This window comes from Streptomyces polyasparticus (assembly GCF_014493765.1).
Classification (GTDB): Bacteria; Actinomycetota; Actinomycetes; order Streptomycetales; family Streptomycetaceae; genus Streptomyces; species Streptomyces polyasparticus.
The window spans coordinates 104,103-127,010 of the sequence record NZ_JACTVJ010000023.1; the positions used below are offsets into that span (position 1 = coordinate 104,103).

Annotated in this window: 16 protein-coding genes; 4 read left to right on the forward strand and 12 right to left on the reverse strand. The window is 71.5% G+C overall.

The genetic code is table 11. The features are described from left to right. Nucleotides 1-281 precede the first annotated feature (281 nt). On the forward strand, nucleotides 282-3,992 hold the full coding sequence (locus H9Y04_RS36595; protein ID WP_187818503.1) for a S8 family peptidase: 3,711 nt from the start codon (nucleotides 282-284) through the stop codon (nucleotides 3,990-3,992). Nucleotides 3,993-4,052: 60 nt separating this feature from the next. On the opposite strand, the gene H9Y04_RS36600 is transcribed toward H9Y04_RS36595, so the two are convergent. The 8 genes from H9Y04_RS36600 to H9Y04_RS36635 form a co-directional block, all read right to left on the reverse strand. Continuing rightward, nucleotides 4,053-4,874 carry an NAD(P)H-binding protein gene (locus tag H9Y04_RS36600; protein ID WP_187818504.1) on the reverse strand — a complete coding sequence of 274 codons (822 nt, stop codon included), beginning with the start codon at nucleotides 4,872-4,874 and terminating at the stop codon, nucleotides 4,053-4,055. A 155-nt stretch (nucleotides 4,875-5,029) separates the two neighbouring features. Beyond that, the gene (locus H9Y04_RS36605; protein WP_187818505.1) at nucleotides 5,030-6,052 is read right to left on the reverse strand and encodes an N-acetylglucosamine kinase; all 1,023 of its coding nucleotides are present in this window, start codon (nucleotides 6,050-6,052) and stop codon (nucleotides 5,030-5,032) included. Then, complete coding sequence (locus H9Y04_RS36610; protein WP_187818506.1) at nucleotides 6,043-7,308, reverse strand: 6-phospho-beta-glucosidase; 1,266 nt, start codon at nucleotides 7,306-7,308, stop codon at nucleotides 6,043-6,045. The genes H9Y04_RS36605 and H9Y04_RS36610 overlap by 10 nt, the downstream gene beginning before the upstream one ends. A gap of 5 nt (nucleotides 7,309-7,313) precedes the next feature. Continuing rightward, a complete protein-coding gene (locus H9Y04_RS36615) occupies nucleotides 7,314-8,219 on the reverse strand; it encodes a carbohydrate ABC transporter permease (protein WP_187818507.1) in 906 nt (301 codons plus the stop codon). A gap of 1 nt (nucleotide 8,220) precedes the next feature. Further along, a complete protein-coding gene (locus H9Y04_RS36620; protein WP_187818508.1) occupies nucleotides 8,221-9,168 on the reverse strand; it encodes a carbohydrate ABC transporter permease in 948 nt (315 codons plus the stop codon). A gap of 5 nt (nucleotides 9,169-9,173) precedes the next feature. Further along, nucleotides 9,174-10,508 carry an ABC transporter substrate-binding protein gene (locus H9Y04_RS36625; RefSeq protein ID WP_187818509.1) on the reverse strand — a complete coding sequence of 445 codons (1,335 nt, stop codon included), beginning with the start codon at nucleotides 10,506-10,508 and terminating at the stop codon, nucleotides 9,174-9,176. A 100-nt stretch (nucleotides 10,509-10,608) separates the two neighbouring features. Then, nucleotides 10,609-11,829, reverse strand: a complete 1,221-nt coding sequence (locus tag H9Y04_RS36630; protein ID WP_187818510.1) for an ROK family transcriptional regulator — start codon at nucleotides 11,827-11,829, stop codon at nucleotides 10,609-10,611. A gap of 434 nt (nucleotides 11,830-12,263) precedes the next feature. Continuing rightward, a complete protein-coding gene (locus tag H9Y04_RS36635) occupies nucleotides 12,264-13,325 on the reverse strand; it encodes a mechanosensitive ion channel family protein (protein ID WP_187818511.1) in 1,062 nt (353 codons plus the stop codon). Nucleotides 13,326-13,593: 268 nt separating this feature from the next. Here H9Y04_RS36635 and H9Y04_RS36640 point away from each other — a divergent pair, with 268 nt between their 5' ends. Continuing rightward, nucleotides 13,594-14,130, forward strand: coding sequence for an HNH endonuclease (locus H9Y04_RS36640; protein ID WP_187818512.1), 537 nt, complete (start codon nucleotides 13,594-13,596; stop codon nucleotides 14,128-14,130). A 122-nt stretch (nucleotides 14,131-14,252) separates the two neighbouring features. Here H9Y04_RS36640 and H9Y04_RS36645 read toward each other — a convergent pair whose 3' ends face one another. The 4 genes from H9Y04_RS36645 to H9Y04_RS36660 all read right to left on the reverse strand — a co-directional run bounded on the left by H9Y04_RS36645 (nucleotide 14,253) and on the right by H9Y04_RS36660 (nucleotide 20,188). Then, nucleotides 14,253-15,677 (reverse strand): FtsX-like permease family protein, encoded by a 1,425-nt coding sequence (locus tag H9Y04_RS36645; RefSeq protein WP_236071909.1) that lies wholly within the window; start codon nucleotides 15,675-15,677, stop codon nucleotides 14,253-14,255. Continuing rightward, the gene (locus tag H9Y04_RS36650; RefSeq protein WP_187818513.1) at nucleotides 15,677-16,435 is read right to left on the reverse strand and encodes an ABC transporter ATP-binding protein; all 759 of its coding nucleotides are present in this window, start codon (nucleotides 16,433-16,435) and stop codon (nucleotides 15,677-15,679) included. The genes H9Y04_RS36645 and H9Y04_RS36650 overlap by 1 nt, the downstream gene beginning before the upstream one ends. Beyond that, nucleotides 16,432-16,980 carry a PadR family transcriptional regulator gene (locus H9Y04_RS36655; protein ID WP_187818514.1) on the reverse strand — a complete coding sequence of 183 codons (549 nt, stop codon included), beginning with the start codon at nucleotides 16,978-16,980 and terminating at the stop codon, nucleotides 16,432-16,434. Before H9Y04_RS36655 ends, H9Y04_RS36650 begins: the two co-directional genes overlap by 4 nt. A 112-nt stretch (nucleotides 16,981-17,092) precedes the next feature. Continuing rightward, a complete protein-coding gene (locus H9Y04_RS36660) occupies nucleotides 17,093-20,188 on the reverse strand; it encodes a beta-N-acetylglucosaminidase domain-containing protein (protein ID WP_187818515.1) in 3,096 nt (1,031 codons plus the stop codon). Nucleotides 20,189-20,501: 313 nt separating this feature from the next. Here H9Y04_RS36660 and H9Y04_RS36665 point away from each other — a divergent pair, with 313 nt between their 5' ends. Further along, on the forward strand, nucleotides 20,502-20,741 hold the full coding sequence (locus H9Y04_RS36665; RefSeq protein ID WP_308801607.1) for a hypothetical protein: 240 nt from the start codon (nucleotides 20,502-20,504) through the stop codon (nucleotides 20,739-20,741). 84 nt (nucleotides 20,742-20,825) lie between these two features. Then, entirely contained in the window at nucleotides 20,826-22,877 is a 2,052-nt protein-coding gene (gene malQ, locus H9Y04_RS36670; protein WP_187818516.1) for a 4-alpha-glucanotransferase, read from the forward strand. The last annotated feature ends 31 nt before the right edge of the window (nucleotides 22,878-22,908 follow it).

Below are 22,908 nucleotides of genomic sequence, written 5' to 3' on the forward strand. Positions count from 1 at the left end.
GGGACTGTCATCCGCGCCATCGTTTACACGATCTTGTTCGAATTGCTCTAGAGCTGTGCACATCGCTTGAGAGCTGTGTACCAGGCGCAGCATGCACCGCCGCACCGGCCCCCGCCATTAATACGCCGCGAGGATGGGTTCGGTTCCATCGGTACGGGGGCTCCTGTCCCGAACGGCACAAAGGTGCCATGGCAGATCGTCGCCACTTCCGCCCCTGGCGCAACTCCCAACTCAGCCGCACCAATGGTCCTTTGGCCTGAATGCACAGGTAAGGGGTCGGGATGGCAAGACGGAGAAGATCCGCGGGGACGGTGGCGGCCACAGCCGTCGCTCTGCTCGCGACCGGGCTGCCCCAGGCGGGCGCGGCACCGGGCGGCGAAGGGGACGCGGTGAACCCGCGGGACTTCCTGCCGCCCGCCACCAAGACGGTGACGCTTCTGAGCGGCGACAAGGTGTCGCTCACCGGGAGCGGCGAAGGGCTCCAGGTCACGGCGGTGAAGCCGGGCGAGGGCCGCGAGCACGTGGCGTTCTCGCGTGCGCGGGTCGAGGGCCGCGAATACGTGATCCCCGTGGACGCGACCGACGCGCTGGCCCAAGGGCGCCTCGACCGGGCCCTGTTCGACGTCACCACGCTTGCCGCCGAGGGCTACGACGACGCCTCGCGCACGACGATCCCGCTGATCGCGACCGAGCAGACCGAACTGGCGGGCGCCGCCCGCAGGGCCGCGTTCGACGGACTGGGACTGACGGCCCGTACGGTCAAGAAGTCCGAAGCCGCCGGCGTATGGCGGGACTTCCTGGAAGCCGCCGACGGGACGAGCCGCACCGCCCGGGGCACCAAGCTGTGGCTGGACGGCAAGGTCGAGGCCAGTCTCGACAAGAGCGTGCCGATGACCGGGGCGCCCGAGGCCTGGAAGAGCGGACTCGACGGCAAGGGCGTACAGGTCGCCGTGCTCGACTCGGGCACCGACGCCACGCACCCGGACATCAAGGACCGCCTCGTCGCCCAGAAGGACTTCACCTGGGACGAGGACCCGCAGGACTTCAACGGGCACGGTACGCATGTCGCCTCGACGATCGTGGGCGGCGGCCAGGCCTCCGGCGGCCGCTACAAGGGCGTCGCGCCCGGCGCCGAGCTGATCAACGGCAAGGTGCTCGACGGCGGCGGCAGCGGCTACATCTCCTGGATCCTCGACGGCATGCAGTGGGCCAAGGACCAGGGCGCCGACATCGTGTCCATGTCGCTCGGCTCGGACGCCCCCAGCGACGGCTCCGACCCGCTCTCGCAGGCGGTCGAGCAGCTGAGCGCGGACGGCGGACCGCTGTTCGTGATCGCCGCGGGCAACGCGGGCAGGCCCGGCTCCGTCGGCTCCCCGGGTGTCGCGCCCAGCGCCCTGACGGTCGGCTCGATCACCAAGCAGGGCGAGATGTCCTCGTTCTCCTCGCAGGGCCCGGTGCTCGCCGACGCCGGGGTGAAGCCCGAGATCACCGCACCCGGCAGCGAGATCCTGGCCGCACGCGCCAAGGGCACCCACGAGGACGCGGCCGGCAACGAGAACTACCTCTCCCTGAGCGGTACGTCGATGGCCACCCCGCATGTCTCGGGCGCCGCGGCGATCCTCAAGCAGAAGCACCCCGACTGGGACGCGCAGCAGCTCAAGGCGGCGCTCGTCGGCAGCGCGGACCCCGTGCGCGAGGCCGATGTGTACGCGCAGGGCGCCGGCAGCGTGGACATCCCCGCGGCGCTCGACGCCCGCGTGCAGGCCGCACCGGCCGCCGTCTCGGCGAAGCTGCAGGGCGACGCGGCCGCGGACGTCACGCGTGAGGTGACCTACCGCAACTCCGGTACCAGGGACGCCCGTCTGAGCCTCGCGCTCGACGGCGAGGCCCCCGTGAGCCTGTCCACCCGGCACCTCACCGTCCCCGCGGGCGGCAGCGCCAAGGTCACCGTCACGATCGACGCCGACCGCGCGGAGCCGGGCACGTACGGCGCCTGGATCACCGCGCGCGGCAGCGACGGCAGCCGGGTGCGCACCCCCGTCGGCATCCAGGCCGAGCCGGACAGCGCGACCCTGACGCTGGCGCCGGGCGCGCTGCGCGACGGCGTGAGCCGCACGTACACCCATGTCGTGTGGCAGAACGAGAAGACCGGCGCCTCCGACATCGTGGGCTTCACCACCGGCAGCGAGCAGGTCACGCTGCCCGAGGGCGACTACCGGCTGCTCGCGGACGTCTGGGAGTACCGCGAGACGGCGCAGGGCGTCACCACCGCCATGTCCACCGTCTCCCTCGCCGAGCACGTACGGCTCGACGGCGACGAGTCCGTGACCATCGACGTCTCGGACGCGAAGCCGGTGGAACTCGGCGTCGACGACCCGGCGATGCGGGTGGTCGGCGGCGGCGGCGCCCAGGGCCTGGTGTCCGACACCGGCACCGGTCCGACCGGGATGCTCACGCCGATCTTCGAGGGCGACTTCAAGGCGTACGCCGTGCAGAGCGAGCGGATGGAAGGTCTGAGCTACTTCGCGGGCGGCACCTGGGCGGAGCCGCTGCTTCGCGCGACGACGCTCGGCGACAAGCCCTTCGACATCCGCGTCACCCCGTACTTCTACGCCCGCATCCACTGGGACGTCGAGGGCGAGGTCGTGGACGCGGGCACGGGCAAGGACCTCGATGGGCTCGAAATCGCCGACAAGATCGTGCTCTTCACCCCCGAGCGGGAGGCGCCGGGTGCCGAGCGCACCCGCCGCTACCAGGCGATCATGGCGGAGAAGCCGGCCGCGGTGATCTTCGCCGGCTCGTGGCTCGACGCCGAGGAGGGCGACAACATCCTGGTCGCCGACGACTCCGGGGCGACCCTGCTGCGTCAGCGGCTCGCGGACGGACCGCTGCGGATGGAGATCGTCGGCAAGCGCAACTCCGAGGACGTGTACTTCACCTTCCACCACTCCGAGGACGGGGTGCCGGGCGGCGCGCGCTGGACGGACCGCAAGCAGGATCTCGCGGCCGTCGCGCACAGCCAGCGCACGACCGGCTACCCCAACGACCCCAAGGGCGTGTACGGCTGGGTGACGTACGAAGGCGTCGTGCTCGCCCAGCAGCAGCTGGTCGTCCGGGCGCCGCACCGCTTCACCGGGCACTACACGCCCGGACTGCCGTGGACGACCGCCACGTTCGAGTACGCGAGCGACGAGGCGGGGGCGCTCGGCGCCCAGTACACCGCGCCGACCGTGTACGAGGCGGGGAGTGTCACGCGTGACCACTGGCTGTCCGGTCCGTTCGGGCCCGCGCTCGGGGTGACCACCCTGGAGGGCCGTACGCCGGTCGCGCGCGACCGGGACCGGCTGCGCGTGGACGTGCCGATGTTCTCGGACGCGGCGGGGCACCGCAGCGAGTCGGTCGCGGCGATCGAATCCGGAGTGACCGAACTGCGGGACTCCGACGGCGAGTTGGTGGGCCGCAACGGCTATGGCGGGCGCGGTCTCTTCGACCTCCCGGCGCAGTCGGACTGGTACACCCTGAGCGCCACGGCCGAGCGGGACGACCCCTCGTGGTACCTCGGCACGAAGGTCGGCGACACCTGGAAGTTCCGCTCAGGCCGTACGTCTTCGTCGCAGGCGCTTCCGCTGCTCGACGTCCGCTACGACGTCGCGGGCCTCGACGGGGACAACTCCGTCGCCGTGGGCGAGGAGTTCGGGTTCGGGGTGTCCTTCCCCTATCAGGCGGGCTCGCGCGGTGCGCCCGTCAACCGGGTCTCGGTCGCGTACTCCACGGACGACGGCTCTACGTGGGCGGGCGCCGAGGTCTCCCGCGGCGGCAGCGGGTCCTGGAACGTGACGGTCCCGGGCGTGCCCGAGTCGCAGGTGTCCCTGCGCGTGACGGCCACCGCCACGGACGGCACCTCCGTCACGGAGACGGTGACGCGGGCGTACAAGTCGGGCTGCCCCAACGACTGGTGCTCCTACGCGCCGCCGTGGCCGGGCTGGAACTGACCTCACCATGACCGAGGGGCGCCTCCCGGATCTCCGGGAGGCGCCCCTCACGCAGGTGCCTCAGGCGCGGAAGGCGTCCGCGTGCTCCGCCGCCCACTCGGTGAAGGTCCGGGCCGGGCGGCCCGTGACCCGCTGGACCACGTCCGTGACGGTCCGCCCCTCCACGGGCGTGTCCCCGTACACCGTCACCAGGAACTCGATGGTCTCCGCCGGCAGCCCCTGCGCGGCCCAGCGCTCCCGCGCCTCGGCCTCGCTCAGCTCCACCAGTTCGATGGCGCGCCCCCGGGCCGCCGCGAGGGCGGACACCTTGTCCTGCAGGGTGAGGACTTCGGGCCCGGTGACGACATACGTCTGGCCGGCGTGCCCGGGCGAGACCAGCGCCTCGGCCGCCACCGCGCCGATGTCCGCCTCGTGCACCATCGCGCTGAGCCGGCCCACGAAGGGCTCGTGGACCTGGCCGGTGGTGCGGATGGCGTCCGCCCACACCAGGGCGTTGGACATGAACTCGACCGGCATCACGACCGTCCAGTCGATGCCGGAGGCCTTGATGGTCTCCTCCAGCGGGGTCGGCCCGCCGCCGTGCAGCACCGTGATCCGCCGCACCCCCGCCTTCTCGGCGAGCGCCACGATCTGCGGACCGGTCTGCAGCGGGGCGTACGCGGCGCCGCCGAAAGTGATCAGGTGCACCCCGGTGACGCCCTCGAAGGCCGGGCCCAGGCTGTCCGGATCGGTGAGGTCGCCGCGTACGACCTCGACCCCCTCCGGAAAGGACACGCGCGCGGGGTCCCGGGTCAGCGCGCGGACCGGCACTCCCTTCGACAGCAGCTGCTCGACGATCCGACGGCCCACGGCACCGCTGGCTCCGGCGACAAGAAAGGTCATGGTCCGAGCTCCTTCGTTTGGCTGATGAGACCACCGTAGAACCCGTTGCGGACAACTTCTGTCCTAGTTCCGATGGCTTGCGGAGACGGAATCCGGACTCCTTCGAGGGTCCGTTTCAGGCCGGTGCGACGCGGCCCGAACACGGACCCTCTCGCTCAATCCGTGGCTGCGGGGTGGGGCACAGCCACCGCGGCAGGCCCGGAACCGTGGCTCTCGTAGAACCGCCGCACCCGGGCAGCCACTTCGGCCGGCGCTCCCACCTGGTCCAGCCCGAGCAGCGCCGCCCCCAGAACCGGCCGGGCCGTGACGACATGGGCCCGGGCCAGCGGAGCCGCCGCGGCCAGACGTTCCCGTATCCCCGTGTCCAGCAGGGGGTGCCGGGCCGCCAGCACGCTCCCGCCCAGCACCACGGGTACCGGCGTGGACAGCAGGTCGAGGCGGCGCAGGGCCACCTTCACCATCGCGAGGACCTCGTCGGCCAGGTGGTCCACGATCGACCGGGCCACCGCATCGCCCGCAGCCGCCGTCGCGAAGAGCACCGGCGTCAGCTCATGCCGGCGCGCCATCGGGATCCGGTCCAGATGCAGCGCCTCGATCAGCGCGTACATGGTCGGAAGGCCGAAGTGCCCGGGCAGCGTGCGGGCCAGGTCCGTGGGGTCGCCCCGGCCGTCCTCGGCGCGGGCAGCGAACCACAGGGCCTCCTCCGCGAGGCCCCAGCCGCCGCCCCAGTCACCGGAGATACGGCCGATCGCGGGGAAGCGGGCGGTGCGGCCGTCCGGGGTCATGCCCACGCAGTTCATGCCCGCGCCGCAGACCACCGCGACCCCGAGCGGCTGGTCCACGCCCGCCCGCAGGATCGCGAAGGTGTCGTTGCGGACCGCGGCCGCGTCTCCCCAGCCGCGCGCGGCGACGGCGGTGGTCAACTCCCTTTCCTCGACCGGGAGATCGGCGTTGGCCAGACAGGCCGAGACCAGTGACACCGATGTCACGCCGGCCGCGTCCAGGGCCTTGGCGACCGGCACGGACAGGGCGTCCATGGCGGCCTCGACGCCCACCCGGGGCGGCTGGAACCCTCCGCCGCGTGCGGTTCCGAGGACCGTGCCGTCCTCGCCGACCACCGCGACATCGGTCTTGCTGTTGCCCGCGTCGATCGCGAGCACACTTGCCGTCACGCCCACGCGAGGTGCTCCCGGTTGTGTGCGATCAGCCGGTCCGTGAGGCCTTCGGCCGCGTCGTACTGGCCGATGAGGGGGTGCGCGAGGAGCGCCTTGAACACCCGGTCGCGGCCGCCGTGCAGCGCGGCTTCGAGCGCCAGGTCCTCGTACGCCGTCACATGTGAGATCAGACCCGAGTACAGGGGGTCGAGAGCGGGCACGGCCAGGGGCGTCGCGCCGTCGCGGCCCACCCGGGCCTGCACCTCGATCACCGCGTCGTCCGGCAGGAAGGGCAGCGTCCCGTTGTTGTACGTGTTGACCACCTGGTGCGGCGAACCGCCGCCGCCGAGCAGCGAGGCCGCGAGGTCCACGGCCGCCTCCGAGTAGTACGCGCCGCCGCGCTTGGCGAGCAGCTCCGGCTTCTCGTCGAGGGCCGGGTCGCCGTACATGGCGAGCAACTGCTTCTCCATCTCCGCGACTTCGGCCGCGCGGGACGGCTTCGTGCCGAGCTCCCGTACGACCTCGTCGTGCGCGTAGAAGTAGCGCAGGTAGTACGAGGGCACGACGCCGAGCCGGTCGAGGACGGTGCGCGGCAGCTTCAGCATGTCCGCGAGCTCGTCGCCGCCCTCGGCCAGGATCTTCGGCAGCACGTTCTCACCGTCGGGGCCGCCGATGCGGACACCGAACTCCCAGGTGAGGTGGTTCAGGCCCACGTGGTCCAGATGGATCTGGGAGGGGGAGACGCCGAGCGCCGAGGCCCAGCGGCGCTGGAAGCCGATCGCCACATTGCACAGGCCGACGGCCTTGTGCCCGGCCTGGAGCAGGGCGCGGGTCACGATCCCCACCGGGTTGGTGAAGTCGATGATCCAGGCGTCCGGGTTCGTACGGCGCACGCGCTCGGCGATGTCGAGCACCACCGGCACCGTCCGCAGCGCCTTCGCGAGGCCGCCGGCGCCGGTGGTCTCCTGGCCCACACAGCCGCATTCGAGCGGCCAGGTCTCGTCCTGGTTGCGCGCGGCCTGGCCGCCGACGCGCAGCTGGAGCAGGACGGCGTCCGCTCCCTCCACGCCCGCGTCCAGGTCGGAGGTGGTGACGATGCGGCCGGGGTGCCCCTGCTTGGCGAAGATCCGGCGGGCCAGACCTCCGACGAGCTCCAGACGGTCGGCCGCGGGATCGACGAGCACGAGCTCCTCGATGGGCAGGACGTCCCGCAACCGGGCGAACCCGTCGATGAGTTCGGGGGTGTACGTGGAGCCGCCCCCCACTACTGCGAGCTTCACGGTGCTCAGCCTTTCACTCCGGTGAGGGTGACACCCTCGACGAATGCCTTCTGGGCGAAGAAGAAGAGGAAGATCACGGGTGCCATGACGAGAACGGTCGCCGCCATGGTGAGGTTCCAGTCGGTCTGGTGGGCGCCCTTGAAGGACTCCAGGCCGTAACTGAGGGTCCAGGCCGCCGGGTTCTCCGAGGCGTAGATCTGCGGCCCGAAGTAGTCGTTCCACGAGTAGAAGAAGTGGAACAGGGCGGCGGCCGAGATGGCCGGCCTGCACATCGGGACCACGACGCGGATCAGCGTACGGAACTCGCCGCAGCCGTCGATCTTCGCGGCCTCCGTGTATTCACGGGGGATCGTGAGCAGGAACTGGCGGAGCAGGAAGATCGTGAAGGCGTTGCCGAAGCCCATCGGGATGATCAGCGGCCACAGGGTGCCGGCCAGATCGAACTGCTTGGCCCAGAACAGGTACATCGGCACGATGACCACCTGCGGCGGCAGCATCATCGCCGCGATCACGGCCATCATCATCAGATTGCGGCCGCGGAAGCGGAACTTGGCGAGCGCGTACGCCACCGGCAGGCTGCTGCAGATCGCGAGCAGCGTGCCGAGACCCGCGTACAGGAGGGTGTTCTTCCACCAGGTCAAAAAGCCCGGTGTCTCCCAGACCGTGCCGAAGTTGCCCCACTCCCAGGTCTTCGGCCACAGGTCGCGGGTGAGCGCCTGGTCGTCGCTCATCACCGCGGTCAGGAACACGAAGACGAACGGGAGCAGGAAGAACAGCCCGGCGGCGATCGCGAGCGAGTGCACGGCGACCCACTCAAGTGCCGCTTTCCGCCTGGCTTTCCGGCCGGCCGATGTATCGATACGGGGAGCGGGCGCCGGTGCCTGCACAGGGGCGAGCGTGGTGTCGGTCATCTCAGTCCTCCGCCGAGAGGAAGCCGCTGCGCCGGCGCATCAGGAGCGCCGTGAACGCCATGGCGAGCACGAAGAGCACCAGGGCCACCACACAGGCCGCGCCCGTGTCGAAGCGCTGGAAGCCCAGGTTGTAGATCACCTGCGGCACCGTGAGCGTGGACTTGTCGGGATAGCCGGGCTCGAACTGCTGGCCCGAGCCGCCGATCACACCGCTCGCCACCTTCGCCGCGACCAGCGGCTCCGTGTAGTACTGCATCGTCGCGATCACGCCTGTGACCACGGAGAACAGCACGATCGGCGAGATGTTCGGCAGCGTCACGTAGCGGAACCGGTGCCAGGCCTTCGCCCCGTCCAGATCCGCCGCCTCGTACTGCTCCTTCGGTACGTCGAGGAGCGCGGCCATGAAGATGACCATGAGGTCGCCGATGCACCACAGGGCGAGGATGGTCAGCGAAGGCTTCGACCAGGACGCGTCGTTGAACCACTGCGGGCCCTCGATCCCGATCGTGTCGAGCAGGGTGTTGACCGGTCCCGTACCCGGGTTGAGCAGGAAGACGAAGGACATCGTCGCCGCCACCGGGGGAGCGAGGAACGGCAGGAAGAACAGGGTGCGGAAGAAGCCCGCGCCCGTCTTGATCTTCGTGATCAGCAGGCCGATGCCCAAGCCGAAGACCACGCGCAGCGACACCATGACGACCATCAGCCAGAAGGTGTTGCGCAGGGCCGGCCAGAAGAACGGGTTGTCCTGGAAGACATACGCCCAGTTCTTCAGGCCCACCCAGGTCGGGGCCGTGAAGCCGTCGTACTTCATGAAGGAGAAGTAGACGGTGGACAGGAGCGGGTAGAGGAAGAAGACCGACAGGCCGATCAGCCACGGGGAGAGGAAACCGAGGGTACGAAGCGCCGCCTTGCGACGCTTCGCCCTCAGCCCGTACGGGACGGTGCTCATCTGCCTCAGCCGGCCTGCTCGTTGTCCTTGTCGACCTGCTGGTCGTTCTTCTTCAACAGCGCGTCGATGTCCTTCTCCGCGCCCTTCTCGTACTTGAGGGCGTAGTCCTGCAGCGTCAGGAGGAACGCGCCGCCGTTCACGGACGAGGGGGCGTGCGAGGACTTGGGGTGCTGGGCGATGTCGACGAACGTGCGGTAGACCGGGTCGCTGTTCAGCTTCGGCGACTTGATGGCCTCCTGCGTGGAGGGCACGTTGTGGATCGCGTTGGCGAAGGAGACCACCGCTTCGGTGTCCGTGGACAGGTACTTCACCAGCTCCCAGGCGGCGTTCTTCTTCGCGCTGGTGTTGGCGATGCCCAGGATCGTGCCCGAGAGGTAGCCCTTGCCGTAGTCCTCGACCTGGTCGTCGGGGACCGGGAAGGGCGCCGCGCCGACCTCGAAGTCGAGCCCCGCGTCGGCGGCCATCTTGCCGCGCCACTCACCGTCCAGCTGCATGGCGACCTGGCCGGTGTGGAACGGGTGCTTGGGACCCCACTCGTCGCCGAGGGACGTACGGAACTTGTTGAGCTTCGCGGCGCCGCCCAGGTCGTCGACCAGGTTCTTCTGCCACTTCAGCATGTTCTTGACGGCCGGGTCCTTGGCGGTGTTGGACTTGCCCGCGCCGTCCAGGTACTGCACGCCGAACTGCGAACCGTAGTGCTCGACCGTGGTCTCGTAACCGAGATAGCTGGGCATGAAGCCGAGCCGCTCGAAGCCGTCGCCCTTGGTCTTCGTGAGCTTCTTGACGACCTTGTCGAACTCGGAGAGCGTCTTGGGCGGCTCGGTGATGCCGGCCTCCTTGAACGCGTCCTTGTTGTAGTAGAGGCCGTACGCGTCACCGAGCAGCGGCACCGCGCAGCGCTTGCCGTTGTGCTCGGTGTACTTGGCCATCTGCGGCAGGAAGGTCTTCGCCGGGTCGATCTTCGCCTTGTCGAGGAAGGGCTTCAGATCGGCGAAGGCGTTGGAGGAGCAGAAGCGGCCGACGTTGTCCGTGGTGAAGGACGAGACGACGTCCGGGGCGTTCGAACCACCGGCCCTGAGCGCCTGGTTGATCTTGTCGTCGGTCAGTCCCTTGACGACCTTGACCTTGATGTTGGGGTGCGCCTTCTCGAAGGCCTTCACATTCGCGGCGATCGCCTCGACCTCGCTGGGGGCGGACCAGCCGTGCCAGAAGGTCAGCGTGGTCTTGGCGTTCGGGTCGTCGCTCGCGCCGTCCTCGGTGGCGCCGACGCAGGACGTGGCGAGCAGCGATATCGCGGCAGCGGCTATGGCTGCGGCGCTGATGCGGCGGTTTCTGGGCATGGCGGTGTCTCCCCGGGCAGGGCTGGGTGTGCCGGATGTGGGTGTGTGGGGTGCTGGAGCTACTAGGGCGTGCTCAGGGGCACGTGGGGCTGCAGTGGGGTCAGCGCGAGGTGTCGAAGACCTCGTCGCGGGTGTCGGCGAGTGCGCTCTCCAACGCCCCGCGCAGTACGGGATGGTGCTGTACCTCGCCGAGCACGAGCTGTGGCCGCGATGCGGCCAGCTCGGCGAGTTCGGCCTGGATGAGCGCGCGCAGCGCCTCTCCGCCGGCGGTCATGACGCCGCCGGACAGGACGATGAGTTCGGGGTCGAGCACGGCCACGACCGAGGACAGACCGGTGGCGATCCGGTGCGCCGTCTGGTGGAGCAGTTCGGCGTGGCGGGGATCGGTGGGGTCGGCGGACGCGCGGGTCAGGAGCTCGGCGGCGGCCTGTGCGTGCGGGGTGCGTTCCGAAGTGCCGGTGATACCGAGGGATTTGGCGATACGGGGGACGGCCTGCGCACCGGCCAGCTCCTGGTAGCCGCCACTGCCGGTCTTGGCGACCTGGCGGACCAGGGGTGTGCCGGGCACGGGCAGGAAGCCCAGTTCGCCGGCGCCGCCGGTCCAGCCGCGGTGCAGGCGGCCGTTGATGACGAGGGCGGCACCGATGCCCTCCTCGTTCCACAGGAGCACGAAGTTCTCGTGCTCCTGTGCCGCGCCGAGGCGCTGCTCGGCCACGGCGGCGAGGTTGACGTCGTTCTCGTACTCGACGGGCATCGGCAGCGCGGCCGCGAGCTCGTCGAGGAGGTCGGGGGAGTGCCAGCCGGGCAGGTGGTGCGCATAGCGCAGCCGGCCGGTGTTGGGGTCGAAGGCGCCGGGGGTGCCGATGACGACGCGGTGCACATCGGTGCGGGCGAGGCCGGCGGCCTTGACGGCGCCGTCGAGGGCCTCGAGCACCTGCTGCCGTACGCCGCCCGCTTCGGCGCGGCCGGCGCGGCCGGGGGTGGGCAGCTCGAACCGGCCGACGGTGGTGCCGGTCAGGTCGGCGACGCCGGCGAGGATGCGGGCGGGGGTGACGTCGAGTCCGGCGACGTGGGCGGCTCCCGCGTTCACCGCGTACAGCTGGGCGCTGGGGCCCGGGCGGCCCTCGCTCGTGCCGGTCTGCACGACGAGGCCGGAAGCTTCGAGCCGCGCGAGGAGCTGCGAGGCGGTGGGCTTGGACAGACCGGTGAGCTTGCCGATCTTCGTCCGCGAGAGGGGGCCGTGCCGGAGCAGCAGGTCGAGCGCGGCGCGGTCGTTCATCGCCCGCAGCACGCGCGGCGTACCCGGTGTGGTCCCGGCCATGGTGCCCCCTCGTACGACCCTGCTCACGACGCCCGGGAACGCTACCCGGCTGTCTGTTAGGAAGGTTTCCTATCGCTTACGGCGAAGGTAGCAGCGCCGCTCCGGTATCCGTCAAGAGCTCGCACACGCTGGGAGACCAAGTCGTTATTGGCCGAGGTCCAGGGGGTGCAGGGGGCGGAGCCCCCGCGGGGGTTGCGCATCGGCTTTCACGGGGTGGCCCCGCTACGGGGGTGCAGGGGGCGGAGCCCCCGCGAAGAGGGGACTTGGGGCGAAGCCCCAAAACAAAAACCCCCTCCGTAAGGAGGGGGTCCGGGAGCGCAGCCCCCGGTTTCGGGAAGGGGCGGGGTGGGGGAGAAAGCCCGCCGCAGGCGCAACCGGCCCGCACCCCGGGCGACGAACCCAGCCCGCCCAGCCCAGCCCGCCCAGCCAACCCGCTACTTCGACATACTCGGCGGCGGAGCGAGAGGCGTAGCCGCCACCGACTGCGGAGACGTCGGCGACGCGTACGCGGACGGCGCCGCCACACCCGCCGCCGGGTCCGGACCGCCCTCGTCCTCGACGGCGAGCGGCACCCCGCCCACGATCCGGATGCCCGCCGCGTCGAAGGCCCGCTTGATCCGCCAGCGCAGCTCCCGCTCCACCCCGAGCGCCTTGCCCGGCATGGTCTTCGCGGAGATCCGTACGACCATCGAGTCCAGATACACGGCGTCGAGCCCGAGCACTTCCACCGGACCCCAGAGCCGCTCGTTCCAGGGCTCTTCCTTGGCCATCTCCTCGCCGACCTCGACCAGCGTCGCCCGCACCTTGTCCAGGTCCTCGTCCGGCCGCACCGTCACATCGACCAGCGCCGTGGCCCAGCCCTGCGACAGGTTGCCGATCCGCTTGACCTCGCCGTTGCGCACGTACCAGATCTCGCCGTTGTCCCCGCGCAGCTTGGTGACCCTGAGGCCCACCTCGACGACCTCACCCGACGCCACACCCGCGTCGATCGAGTCACCGACCCCGTACTGGTCCTCGATGATCATGAAGACCCCGGACAGGAAGTCCGTCACCAGGTTGCGCGCACCGAAACCGAGCGCGACACCGGCGACACCCGCCGAGGCCAGCAGCGGCGCGAGATCGATCTCGAACGCGCCGAGGATCATCAGCGCCGCGGTCCCGAGGATCACGAACGACGCCACGGAGCGCAGCACCGAACCGATCGCCTCGGACCGCTGCCGCCGCCGCTCGGCATTGACGAGCAGCCCGCCGAGCGCGGTGCCGTCGACGGCCTGGACGGTGCGGTTCATCCGCTCTATGAGCTTGGTGATCGCCTTGCGGACGAAATGCCGGAGCACGGTCGCGATCACCAGGATGAGCAGCACGCGCAGCCCGATGGAGAGCCACGTCGACCAGTTCTCCTCGACCCATCCGGCGGCGTTCTCCGCCGACTTCTGGGCGTCCTGGATCGTCGGTGGCGCGCTGGGATCTGCGGCCGCCAGTACGGACAAGAACACGGCAGGGACCTCCACGTATAGCGGTCTGCCCGCCGGACAGCGTCGGCGGTGTGCGCGGGCAGACCAATAACACTAACGGGGCATTGCGCCTGGATCGTTGCCATGCAGAGGGGAGAGACGCTCCTCACCTGGGGATGTACAGAGTGTGGTCGAAAACACTCCGAGCCCGTTACCGGGACATGGTGGCGCTTCGACCAGCCATGAGGGGAGACTGGCTACAGATCGTCCCGGCGCGAGCCACGCGCCGCCGGCGTATTAGGAGGCATCGGTGCCGCATGTCCTGGTCCTCAACGCGTCGTACGAGCCGCTCGGCGTCGTACCGCTCCGCCGCGCGCTCATCCTCGTCCTCGAGAACAAGGCCATGTGCCTCGAGGAATCCGGCGCGTTCCTGCACAGTGCGACCCGCACCATCCCAGCACCCAGCGTCGTCCGGCTGAAGCGCTTCGTCCGGGTCCCCTATCGGGGGCCCGTTCCGCTCACCCGGCGCGCTCTGTTCGCCCGAGACGGCGGACGCTGTGCTTACTGCGGTGGCGTCGCAACCAGCGTCGACCACGTGATCCCCAAAAGCCGCGGCGGTCGCCACGTCTGGGACAACGTGGTGGCGTCCTGCCGCCGCTGCAACCACGTCAAGGCGGACCGGCACCTCGTGGAGATCGGCTGGCGGCTGCGCCACAAACCGGCTCCGCCCACCGGTCTCGCCTGGCGCATCATCGGCACCGGGCATAGGGACCCGCGCTGGCTGCCGTACCTGCAGCCATATGGCGCGGACGATGCGATGGCCCGGATCGACGGCATCTCTGCCTGATCTTCGATCCGGGCTTTTGTGTGCCCGCCTCCGGTACGGGGTGGGCACACACTCCTGTCCATACGGAGAGGGGGCGCCGCTCACATCGGCGGCGCCCCCTCTCCGTTCCCCCTCGGGCGAGGTCACTCGTACCGCAGCTCCCCCGGATGCACCGTGCGCCGCAGCAGCGGCAGCGTGGCGGCGACCGCGAGCAGGCACGCGCCGTACACCGCGAAGGGCACGAGCAGCGGAAGCAGCACCGGGAGCGAGATGCCCGTCTCCTGGTACCCGGCCATCAGCGAGTGGTAGTACGCGTAGATCGCGAATCCGCCGATGCCCGACAGGGCGACCGCGGGCGCGAGCGGCAGCGCCGTCTCCAGGAGCACCGAGCGCGCGAGCACCTTGTACGGCACACCCGCCGCGGCCTGCGCGGCGAGCGAACGGCGCCGGGTCACCAGGGACTCGGCGGTGCCGATCGCGAGGGCGAAGAGGCTGAAGCCGAGGGCGACGAGCACGGCGACGCCGAAGAGCGCGAAGCCGTTGTCGTAGAAGTCCTCGTCGCCGGGCGTGTAGTAGTCCGCGTTCACCACTCCGTCGTGCACGATCCGCCAGATGCCCACGGCGCCGACCCCGACGACACCGGTCGCGAGCACTGACGCGTGCGTACGGGCGGCGGCCCAGGGGTCCTGCGCGAGCCGGCCCGCGGCGATGAGGACCGCGGGGCGTGCGGACGTCGCGAGCCTGCGCCCGGCCAGCTTGGCGAAGGCGCCCGAGGCGAGCACCGCCCCCGCGCCGACGAGCAGCACCAGGGCGAACGCGCCGATCGGCAGCAGGAGGGTGCCCGGATTGTTGCCGGCGACCACGACGGCGATCAGCGCGCCGACGACGAGCACCCCGCCCGCCGCGATCAGGAGCCGCGTGCCCCAGTCCTGTTCGGGCTTGACCCGCCGCAGCGTGCCGAGGGGCGAGGCCACCACGCGGCGCAGCGCGAACACCCCGGCGAGCGAGGTCAGTACGGGGATGCCGACCGGCACGACGGCCAGCGCGGCCAGCGCCGCGGGCTCGGGCAGATAGCCGCGCCCGGCGAGCACCGCGACGCACAGGACCGAGGCGGCGGCCGACCCGAGCAGCGCGGCGAGCCCCGCTTCGAGTGCCATGATCCGTCGCACCTGGCGCGGTGTCGCACCCGTCAGGCGCAGCACGGCGAGACGCCGGTCGCGGTGCACGGCGCCGATCCGCGAGGACTGGCCGAGCAGGGCGATGACGGGGACAAGCAGGCCGAGCAGGGTCATCGCGATCCCCCGGCGCGTCCCCTGGCCTGCGAGCAGACTGCCGCTGATTCCGCCGTCGAGCCCGCTGGAGGGCTCCACGTACGCCATGAGCGTGATCGCCGTGACCGCGAGCCCCGTCGCGAGCCCGGCGCACAGCGCGGTGAGCCCGAGCCGCCACCACTCGCGCCGGTCGGAGCCGCTCTGCAGCATCCAGGCGATCCGCAGATCGGTCCGCCAGGACCGCCGGGTGTTCGCTGCCGGGCGAGTGGCGGCGGGGGCCATGGTGGAGGCCGTCATCACGCACGCTCCTCTTCGGAGGCGGAGGCGGAGGCAGACGCGGAGACGGAGGCAGACGCGGACACCGGCGCGAACCCCGGCGCGCCGACCACCTTCCCGTCCCTGAGCTGCACCTCGCGGTCCGCGTACGCCGCCACCTGCGCGTCATGCGTGACCAGGACGACCGCCGTGCCGGTCTCGCGCGCGGCATGCACCAAGGCCGTCATGGTCTGCTCGGCCGCGAGCGAGTCGAGCGCACCGGTCGGCTCGTCCGCGAACACGATCCGTGCTCCGGTCGCCAACGCCCGTGCCAGAGCGACCCGTTGGGCCTGGCCCCCGCTCAACTGGCCGGGGCGCGCGGTCACCTGGCCGAGCGCGCCGAACCTCTCCAGCCACTCCCCGGCCTTCGCGTGCGCGTCCGGGCGGCTCGCCCCCGCGAGCAGCAGCGGCAGCGAGACATTGTCGAGGACCGTCAGCTCCGGGATGAGCTGGGCGAACTGGAAGACCACCCCGAACTCGGTGCGCCGCAGCAGGCTGCGCTCGTCCTCGGACATCCGGTCCACGCGCCGCCGGTCGTAGACCACCGCGCCGTCGTCCGGCCGCACGATCCCCGCGAGGCAGTGCAGGAGCGTGGACTTGCCGCTGCCGCTCGCGCCCGTGAGGGCGAGGATCTCGCCCTCGGCGAGCTCGACGGACGCGCCGCGCAACGCTTCCGCGCGGCCGTAGGACTTGTACAGCTCGCGTGCGGCGAGCAGCGGCGTTCCCCCGTGGGTACTCATGCGGTGTTGATCTCCTCGGTCAGGGCGGCGAGCCGGCCCGCGGTGGTGTTCATCCAGCGCAGATCGGCATCGAGATGGTTCAGGGCGTAGTCGGCGGACAGGACGGTCGCGAGGTCGGTGCCGGGCGCCGTCTTCAGCGCGGTCAGCTCCCGCATGCGCGCCATGTGGGCGGCGCGCTGCTCGCGCAGATACGCGGCGGGGTCGGCGCTCTCGCCGGACGCGGCCACCAGGGTGGCGACCACGACCTTGGCGAAGATCTCGTTGGTCACGAAGGGGGCGGGCGGGGTGATCTCGCCCAGCCACTGGGCGAGTTCGACGGAGCCCTTGTCGGTGGCGCGGTAGCGGGTGCGTTCCGGTCCGCCGTCCGCGTCGGTGCCGTCCACCTCCGCGAGCCCGTCCCGCACCAGCCGCTGCAGCGTCGTATAGACCTGCCCGTAGGCGAGCGGGCGCGCCTGCGGGAAGCGCTCGTCATGGCGGCGCTTGAGGTCGTAACCGTGGCTCGGACCTGCGGCGAGCAGGCCGAGCACGATGTGGCGGGTGCTCATGGAGATCACTATGCACTGGGTATATGTACTGAGTGAATAGCGGGCCGCGAAGAGCCGGGAAGTGGTAGGTCACCTTCCGTTTCTGGTGGGCGGAGGCCTTCCGTCCCGCGGCCTACTCCGCGACCGCGTACGCCTCCACCGACCACAGCGAAACCCCGTACTCGGTGGCCCGCTTGTCCGTCTGCACCCGCACGAAGCGCACCTCGCGCGCGTCGAGCCCGACCGCCTCGCGCCCGCCACGGCCGTCCCGTACGGTCGCCGCCGTGCGCCAGACGCGGCCGTCGGAGGAGACCTGCACCCGGTAGCGGGACGGATGGGCGTCCTGCCACGACAGGACGACCCGGCCGAGCCGTACCGGTGTCGCGAACTCCGTCTGCCACCAAGCGCCGTCCTCGGCGGGCGAGGACCAACGGGTGCGCGGGTCACCGTCGTTGGCTGCCGAGGCCGGGAAGTCCGGTGTCTCGTCCGCGGAGGACGAGGCCTTCCCGGAGCGCGCCAGATCCGGCCCGGACACGGGGGGATTGGCGCGCACCGTCAGGGTCCGCGTCTGCGATCCGAAGTGCACGGGGATCTCGTACGTCCCCGAAGGGGTGCCCGCCGGCACCGTGATCTCCACCGGCACGTCCACCTCGGTGCCGCGCGGCAGCGTGGACTCGCGCGGTGTGCGCACCTCGATCCCGGCGGGCGGCTCGGCCGTGACCCGGCCGCGTACCGCGTCCGGGCGCTGGGCGGTGAGGCGGGCGGCGATGCGCTGCGGGGCGCCGCCGGTCTCCACGTCCACCTCGGTACGCGAGAGCTTCAGCCAGGCATCGGGGCCGTCCGCGTACCAGGGGACGATGTGCTCCACCCGGCCCCGCTCGCCCTGCCAGAGCACGCGCAGGGCGTCCACCCGTTCACCGGACGGGCCCGGGGCCTCCGTCCAGCCGCTCTCCGAGATCGCGCCGAGCGAGCGCCAGCCCTTGCCGGGTACGTGCGCCTGCAGCGTGCCGCGCGCACCCGGCACCGTCATCACCGAGACCCTGTCGACGGGGCGGGGGCGGGGGAGGTTCAGCGTCTCCCGGTCGGAGCCGCGAGAGCCGGGGGAGTCCCCGGAGTCACCGGAGTTACGGGAGTCGTGCAGGTCGCGCGAGCCTTCGGGTGCCGCGGAGCTGCCGGAGTCCTCCGGGTGGTCCGACCGGTCCGAGGGCGCTTCGTCCTTCGCGTCCTTGCGTACGGCGGCACGGCCGGCCCCCGTCCAGGCCGCGGCCTCCTCCTGCACCCGGTCGAGGAACGCGTCGAGCACGCCCTCGCCGACCGTCGCCTTCCGGGACCCCAGGGCCGCGCGCAGGGAGTCGAGCCGTCGCGTCGAGCGCCAGGCCTCCTCGCCCTGGCCGCGCGCTTGCGCGAGCAGCACCTCGACGGCCAGCTCGCCCGCCTCGCCGTAACGCCCCAACTGCTCGGTCCACGGCCGCACTTCCTGCCCGAGATCCGTGCCGTCGAGCCGGCCGGGCGTCTGGCGCATGACGGCGAAGGCCTCGGTGAGCCGGCGTCCGGCCTCGTCCAGGCGTGTGCTGTCCGTCGCGGACGTGGCGCGCGCGGTGAAGAACTCCTCGATCAGCGGCCGCAGATACGCCGACTCCCGTGCGCCGAGCACGGACGAGGCGTCATGGCCCGCGAGCGCGGCGACGGCCTCGCGCGTCTTCGGGTCGGGGCCCGCGAGGTCCGCGATCGCCGCACGCCAGGACTCGCCGGGCTGGTAACCCCTCGGGTTCCAGGCGTAGTCGGCCGCCGTGAACAGCGGGATGCGCGAGGCCGTCGGCTGCTGCATCGCATTGGCGAGCAGCGCCGCCGAACCGGTGGCGACCGCGGGCTCGCGCCCGGTGTACGGGCCGAGGAAGATCCGGTCCTCGGCGTAGTCGTTGACCGGATAGTTGTCCATGGTCACCAGGTCGTGGCCGCCGAACGCCCTTCGTGCGCCCGACAGTTCACTCCCGGTGATCTTCTTCGGTACGACGCCGACGCCGGTCCAGGCGACCTGCACCCCGTCGTTCAGCTGCTTCGCGAGCCGCTTGCGGTAGGCGGTCGAACCCTCCTGGTAGTACTCGGTGGGCATCAGCGTCAGCGGGGGAGCCGAGGGATGCCTCGCGGCCAGGTGCTTCGCGACCGCGTTCGCCACGCGCGCCTGCGCCTCGGCCGCCGCCTCGGGCCCGGAGCCGAAGGTCTCGGCGTCCTGGTCGCAGTGCCATTCGCTGTACGAGACGTCCTGGAAGTGGAGTTGGAAGGCGCGGGCGCCGAGCGCCCACATCGCGTCGATCTTCTTGACGAGCGCCTTCAGATCGTCGTCCGAGGACAGACACATCGCCTGCCCGGGCGCGACCGCCCAGCCGAGCGTCACATGGTTGGCCCGGGCGCGCTCGGCCAGCTTCCTGAACTCCGCGCGCTGCGCCGCCGGATAGGGCTCGCGCCACTTCGCCTGGCGGTAGAGGTCGTCGCCGGGCGCGTACACGTAACGGTTCTGCTTGGTGCGGCCCATGAAGTCCAGCTGCTCCAGGCGCTCCTGCGTGGTCCACGGGGTGCCGTAGAAGCCCTCGGTGGTGCCGCGCACCGCGGAAGCCGGCCAGTCCCGTACGCGTACGCCCGCGAACGAGCCGTCCGCGGCGAGCTGCCGCAGCGTCTGTACGGCGTGGAAGAGACCGTCCCCGCCGATGCCCGCCAGTGCCACCGTGTCCCGGCCCTCGACCCGGCCGACGCCGATGCGGTAGCCGCCGGAGGGCAGATCGCCGCGCCCGGCCACCTTCAGTGCACTGAGCGCCGCGTCCGTGCCCGCGCGGGCCGTCCTCGTGTGCAGGGTCGCCGGGCTGGTGCGGGCCGGCTCCTGTCCCGCGCGGACGAGGAGGCCGGGACCGGTAGCCTCGGCCGCGTCGGTCACCTCCGTGATCTGCCGCGCGCCGGCGTCCCGCAGCAGGGTGCGCAGGGCCTCGATCGCATACGGATCGGCCGCTTCGTCCGCGAGCAGGAACACCCGCTCGCCCACTGGCACGGCGCCCGAGGAGGGCAGCAGCGAATGCGGGCGGGGATACACGGAGGGGAGCGTCGCCTCGGTCTCGCGGTTGGGCGCGGTCAGACCCGGCCCGGGCGGATCGGCATACGCCCCGGGGGCACCGCCGATGAGACCGCCGATGACCGCGGCGGCGAGCGCTGCCGCGCGCTTACGACCCCGGACCTGCACGGCTTCTTCCGCCCTTCTCCTTGGTTCCCACACGCCTCGCAAAGCCGTTCTCCACAGCCCTCGACGCGGGGATTCCGGATGGTGTCGAGCCCACCACCGCGGTGGTGACAGTGTCAATGCGCGTGGCCATTGTGCCGGTTTTGCCCCGCCGGGAATTTCCGTTCTGTCGCAGCCGGCGTCCGCGCTCTGGTCAACTCGCCGCCCGTCCGCAGAATGTGAGCATCGACACGTTCGACGCATGGCGCCACAAGCGGTGGGTAGGGCTGAACGTCTGCCGATCACACCGATCGACCCCCATTCGAGGAGGCCCTGGGTGAGCGCTCAGCTGTTGTTCGACGCCCTGTCCAAACGCACGGAACTGACCGAGCTGCCCGACCTGTCCAGGGTCTCGGGCCCCGACTCGGTGCTCCACGGCTCGTTCTCCGTGGAAGCGCCGCTCACCAGTGAGCCGCCCCTGGCCGACGAGGCCCCGCTGACCAGTGAGCCGCCGCTCGCCGACGAAGCGCCGCTGACCAGCGAACCCACGGCGTTCGGCACCGCTTCCTTCCTCTGAGCCCCGGCTCCTGCCCGGACGACCGAGCCCCCGGCTCCCGCCCGGACGACGGCATCCGACTGCACACGAACCGAAGGGGCACCGATGTCCCTGGCCCGCCTCGCAGTGCTGTACGGCATCGACTCCTCCTACGAGCCCGCTCCCGGGGTGCAACAGCCGGTCTCCCCGGCGGCGTTACGCGCGGCGCTCGCGGCCTTCGGCGTGGACACCTCCACCGAAGCGGCCGTCGAAGGCGCGGTCCTCGAGATCCGTGAGCGGCGCAGCAGACGCGCCCTGCCCCACACGGTGGTCGCAGGTTCGCTCGTCTTCGACGCGCTGCCCACGGGCACCCGCATGGTGCTCGCCCCCGAGAGCGGCGGCGACTCCACCGAGTGGTCCTGGTCCGGCGAGCTGCCGGAACTCCCGTACGGGGTTCACACGTTGTACGCCGAGACGCCCGACGGCCGCAAAGCCTCCGCGAGCCATCTGATCGTCGCCCCGGGCCGGGCCCCCGCACCGCCCGGGCGCCACCACGGTCTGCTCGTCCAGCTCTACTCCCTGCTCTCGCGGCGCTCCTGGGGCATGGGCGACCTCGGCGACCTCGCCGAACTCGCCGCCTGGTCGGGCCGCGACCTGGGTGCCGACTTCCTCCAGGTCAACCCCCTGCACGCCGCCGTGCCCGGGGTGCGCGGCGAACCCACCGACCCCTCCCCGTACCGCCCCTCCTCGCGCCGCTTCCCCGACCCCGTGCATCTGCGGATCGAGGACATACCGGAGTACGCGTACCTCGCACCCGAGGACCGTGCACGCGCCGACGCCCTGGCCGAACAGGCCTCGGAACTACGGGAGTCGGTGCTCTCCAAGGGTGCGCTGATCGACCGGGACGCCGTATGGGGGCTGAAGTCCCGGGCCCTGGAGCTCATCCACGCCGTGCCGCTCGGCCCCGGGCGCCGCGCCGCGTACTGCGCGTTCCTCGCCGAGGGCGGCGAGGACCTCGAACGGCACGCCACCTGGTACGCACTCGCCGAACGCCACGGACCCGACTGGCGCCGCTGGCCCGAGGAACTGCGCGACCCCTCGTCGGCGGCCACCGCGCGCGCCGCGCACGAACTGATGGACCGCATCGACTTCCACAGCCGGCTGATCTGGCTGACCGACAGCCAGCTCGGCGCGGCCGCCGGCGCCGCGCGTGACGCGGGCATGGCGCTCGGCCTCATCCACGACCTGGCGGTCGGCGTCCACCCGGACGGCGCGGACACCTGGGCGCACGGCGACCTGTACGCGGCCGGCACCTCGGTCGGCGCACCGCCGGACGCCTTCAACTCCCGCGGCCAGGACTGGGGCCTGCCGCCCTGGCGGCCCGACCGGCTCGCGGAGTGCGGCTACGCGCCGTTCCGCGCGCTCCTTCGCGGACTGTTCGCGCACGCGGGAGCCCTCCGGATCGACCACATCATGGGCCTGTTCCGGCTCTGGTGGATCCCCGAGGGGCATCCGCCCACGGACGGGGCGTATGTCCGTTACGACTCCGAGGCGCTGCTCGCGCTGCTCGTCCTCGAAGCGCACCGGGCGGGCGCGGTCGTCATCGGCGAGGACCTCGGCACGGTGGAGCGGGGCGTACGCGAGGAGCTGGCCAGGCGCGGCATCCTCGGCACCTCGGTCCTCTGGTTCGAACGCGACTGGGAGCACGGCAGCCGCCCGCTGCCGCCCGACCGCTGGCGCGCGGACTGCCTGGCCACCGTCACGACGCACGATCTGCCGTCCACGGCCGCCAAGCTCACGGGCGAGCACGTCCGGCTGCGGCACCGGCTCGGCCTGCTCTCCGGGGCGCTCGCCACCGAGCTCGCGGCGGAGTCCGCCGACGTACGGGAGTGGCTGGCCCTGGCCGGCGAGCTCGGGCTCCCGGCCGAAGGGCCGGAGGAGACCGAGATCCAGGCCCTCTACCGGCTGCTGCGCCGTACGCCGGCCCGTCTGACGGGCATCTGGCTGCCGGACGCGGTGGGGGACCTGCGGCCGCAGAACGTGCCCGGGACCTGGGCGGAGTACCCGAACTGGCGTATCCCGGTGACGAGGGCCGACGGGCGGGTGGTCACCCTGGAGGAGCTCGCGGCCTCGCCGCGGCTGCATGCGTTCATGGCGGCGGTACGGGAGGAGTCCTGAGCCGGGAAGGTGCGGGGAAGGTCCCTGGCCG

What these genes read in the sequence shown, in the direction of transcription:
- H9Y04_RS36595 (WP_187818503.1), top strand. Translation starts at nt 282, where the DNA reads ATGGCAAGACGGAGAAGATCCGCGGGGACGGTGGCGGCCACAGCCGTC.
- H9Y04_RS36600 (WP_187818504.1), bottom strand. Translation starts at nt 4,874, where the DNA reads ATGACCTTTCTTGTCGCCGGAGCCAGCGGTGCCGTGGGCCGTCGGATC.
- H9Y04_RS36615 (WP_187818507.1), bottom strand. Translation starts at nt 8,219, where the DNA reads ATGACCGACACCACGCTCGCCCCTGTGCAGGCACCGGCGCCCGCTCCC.
- H9Y04_RS36620 (WP_187818508.1), bottom strand. Translation starts at nt 9,168, where the DNA reads ATGAGCACCGTCCCGTACGGGCTGAGGGCGAAGCGTCGCAAGGCGGCG.
- H9Y04_RS36625 (WP_187818509.1), bottom strand. Translation starts at nt 10,508, where the DNA reads ATGCCCAGAAACCGCCGCATCAGCGCCGCAGCCATAGCCGCTGCCGCG.
- H9Y04_RS36630 (WP_187818510.1), bottom strand. Translation starts at nt 11,829, where the DNA reads ATGGCCGGGACCACACCGGGTACGCCGCGCGTGCTGCGGGCGATGAAC.
- H9Y04_RS36645 (WP_236071909.1), bottom strand. Translation starts at nt 15,677, where the DNA reads ATGACGGCCTCCACCATGGCCCCCGCCGCCACTCGCCCGGCAGCGAAC.
- H9Y04_RS36650 (WP_187818513.1), bottom strand. Translation starts at nt 16,435, where the DNA reads ATGAGTACCCACGGGGGAACGCCGCTGCTCGCCGCACGCGAGCTGTAC.
- H9Y04_RS36655 (WP_187818514.1), bottom strand. Translation starts at nt 16,980, where the DNA reads ATGAGCACCCGCCACATCGTGCTCGGCCTGCTCGCCGCAGGTCCGAGC.
- malQ (WP_187818516.1), top strand. Translation starts at nt 20,826, where the DNA reads ATGTCCCTGGCCCGCCTCGCAGTGCTGTACGGCATCGACTCCTCCTAC.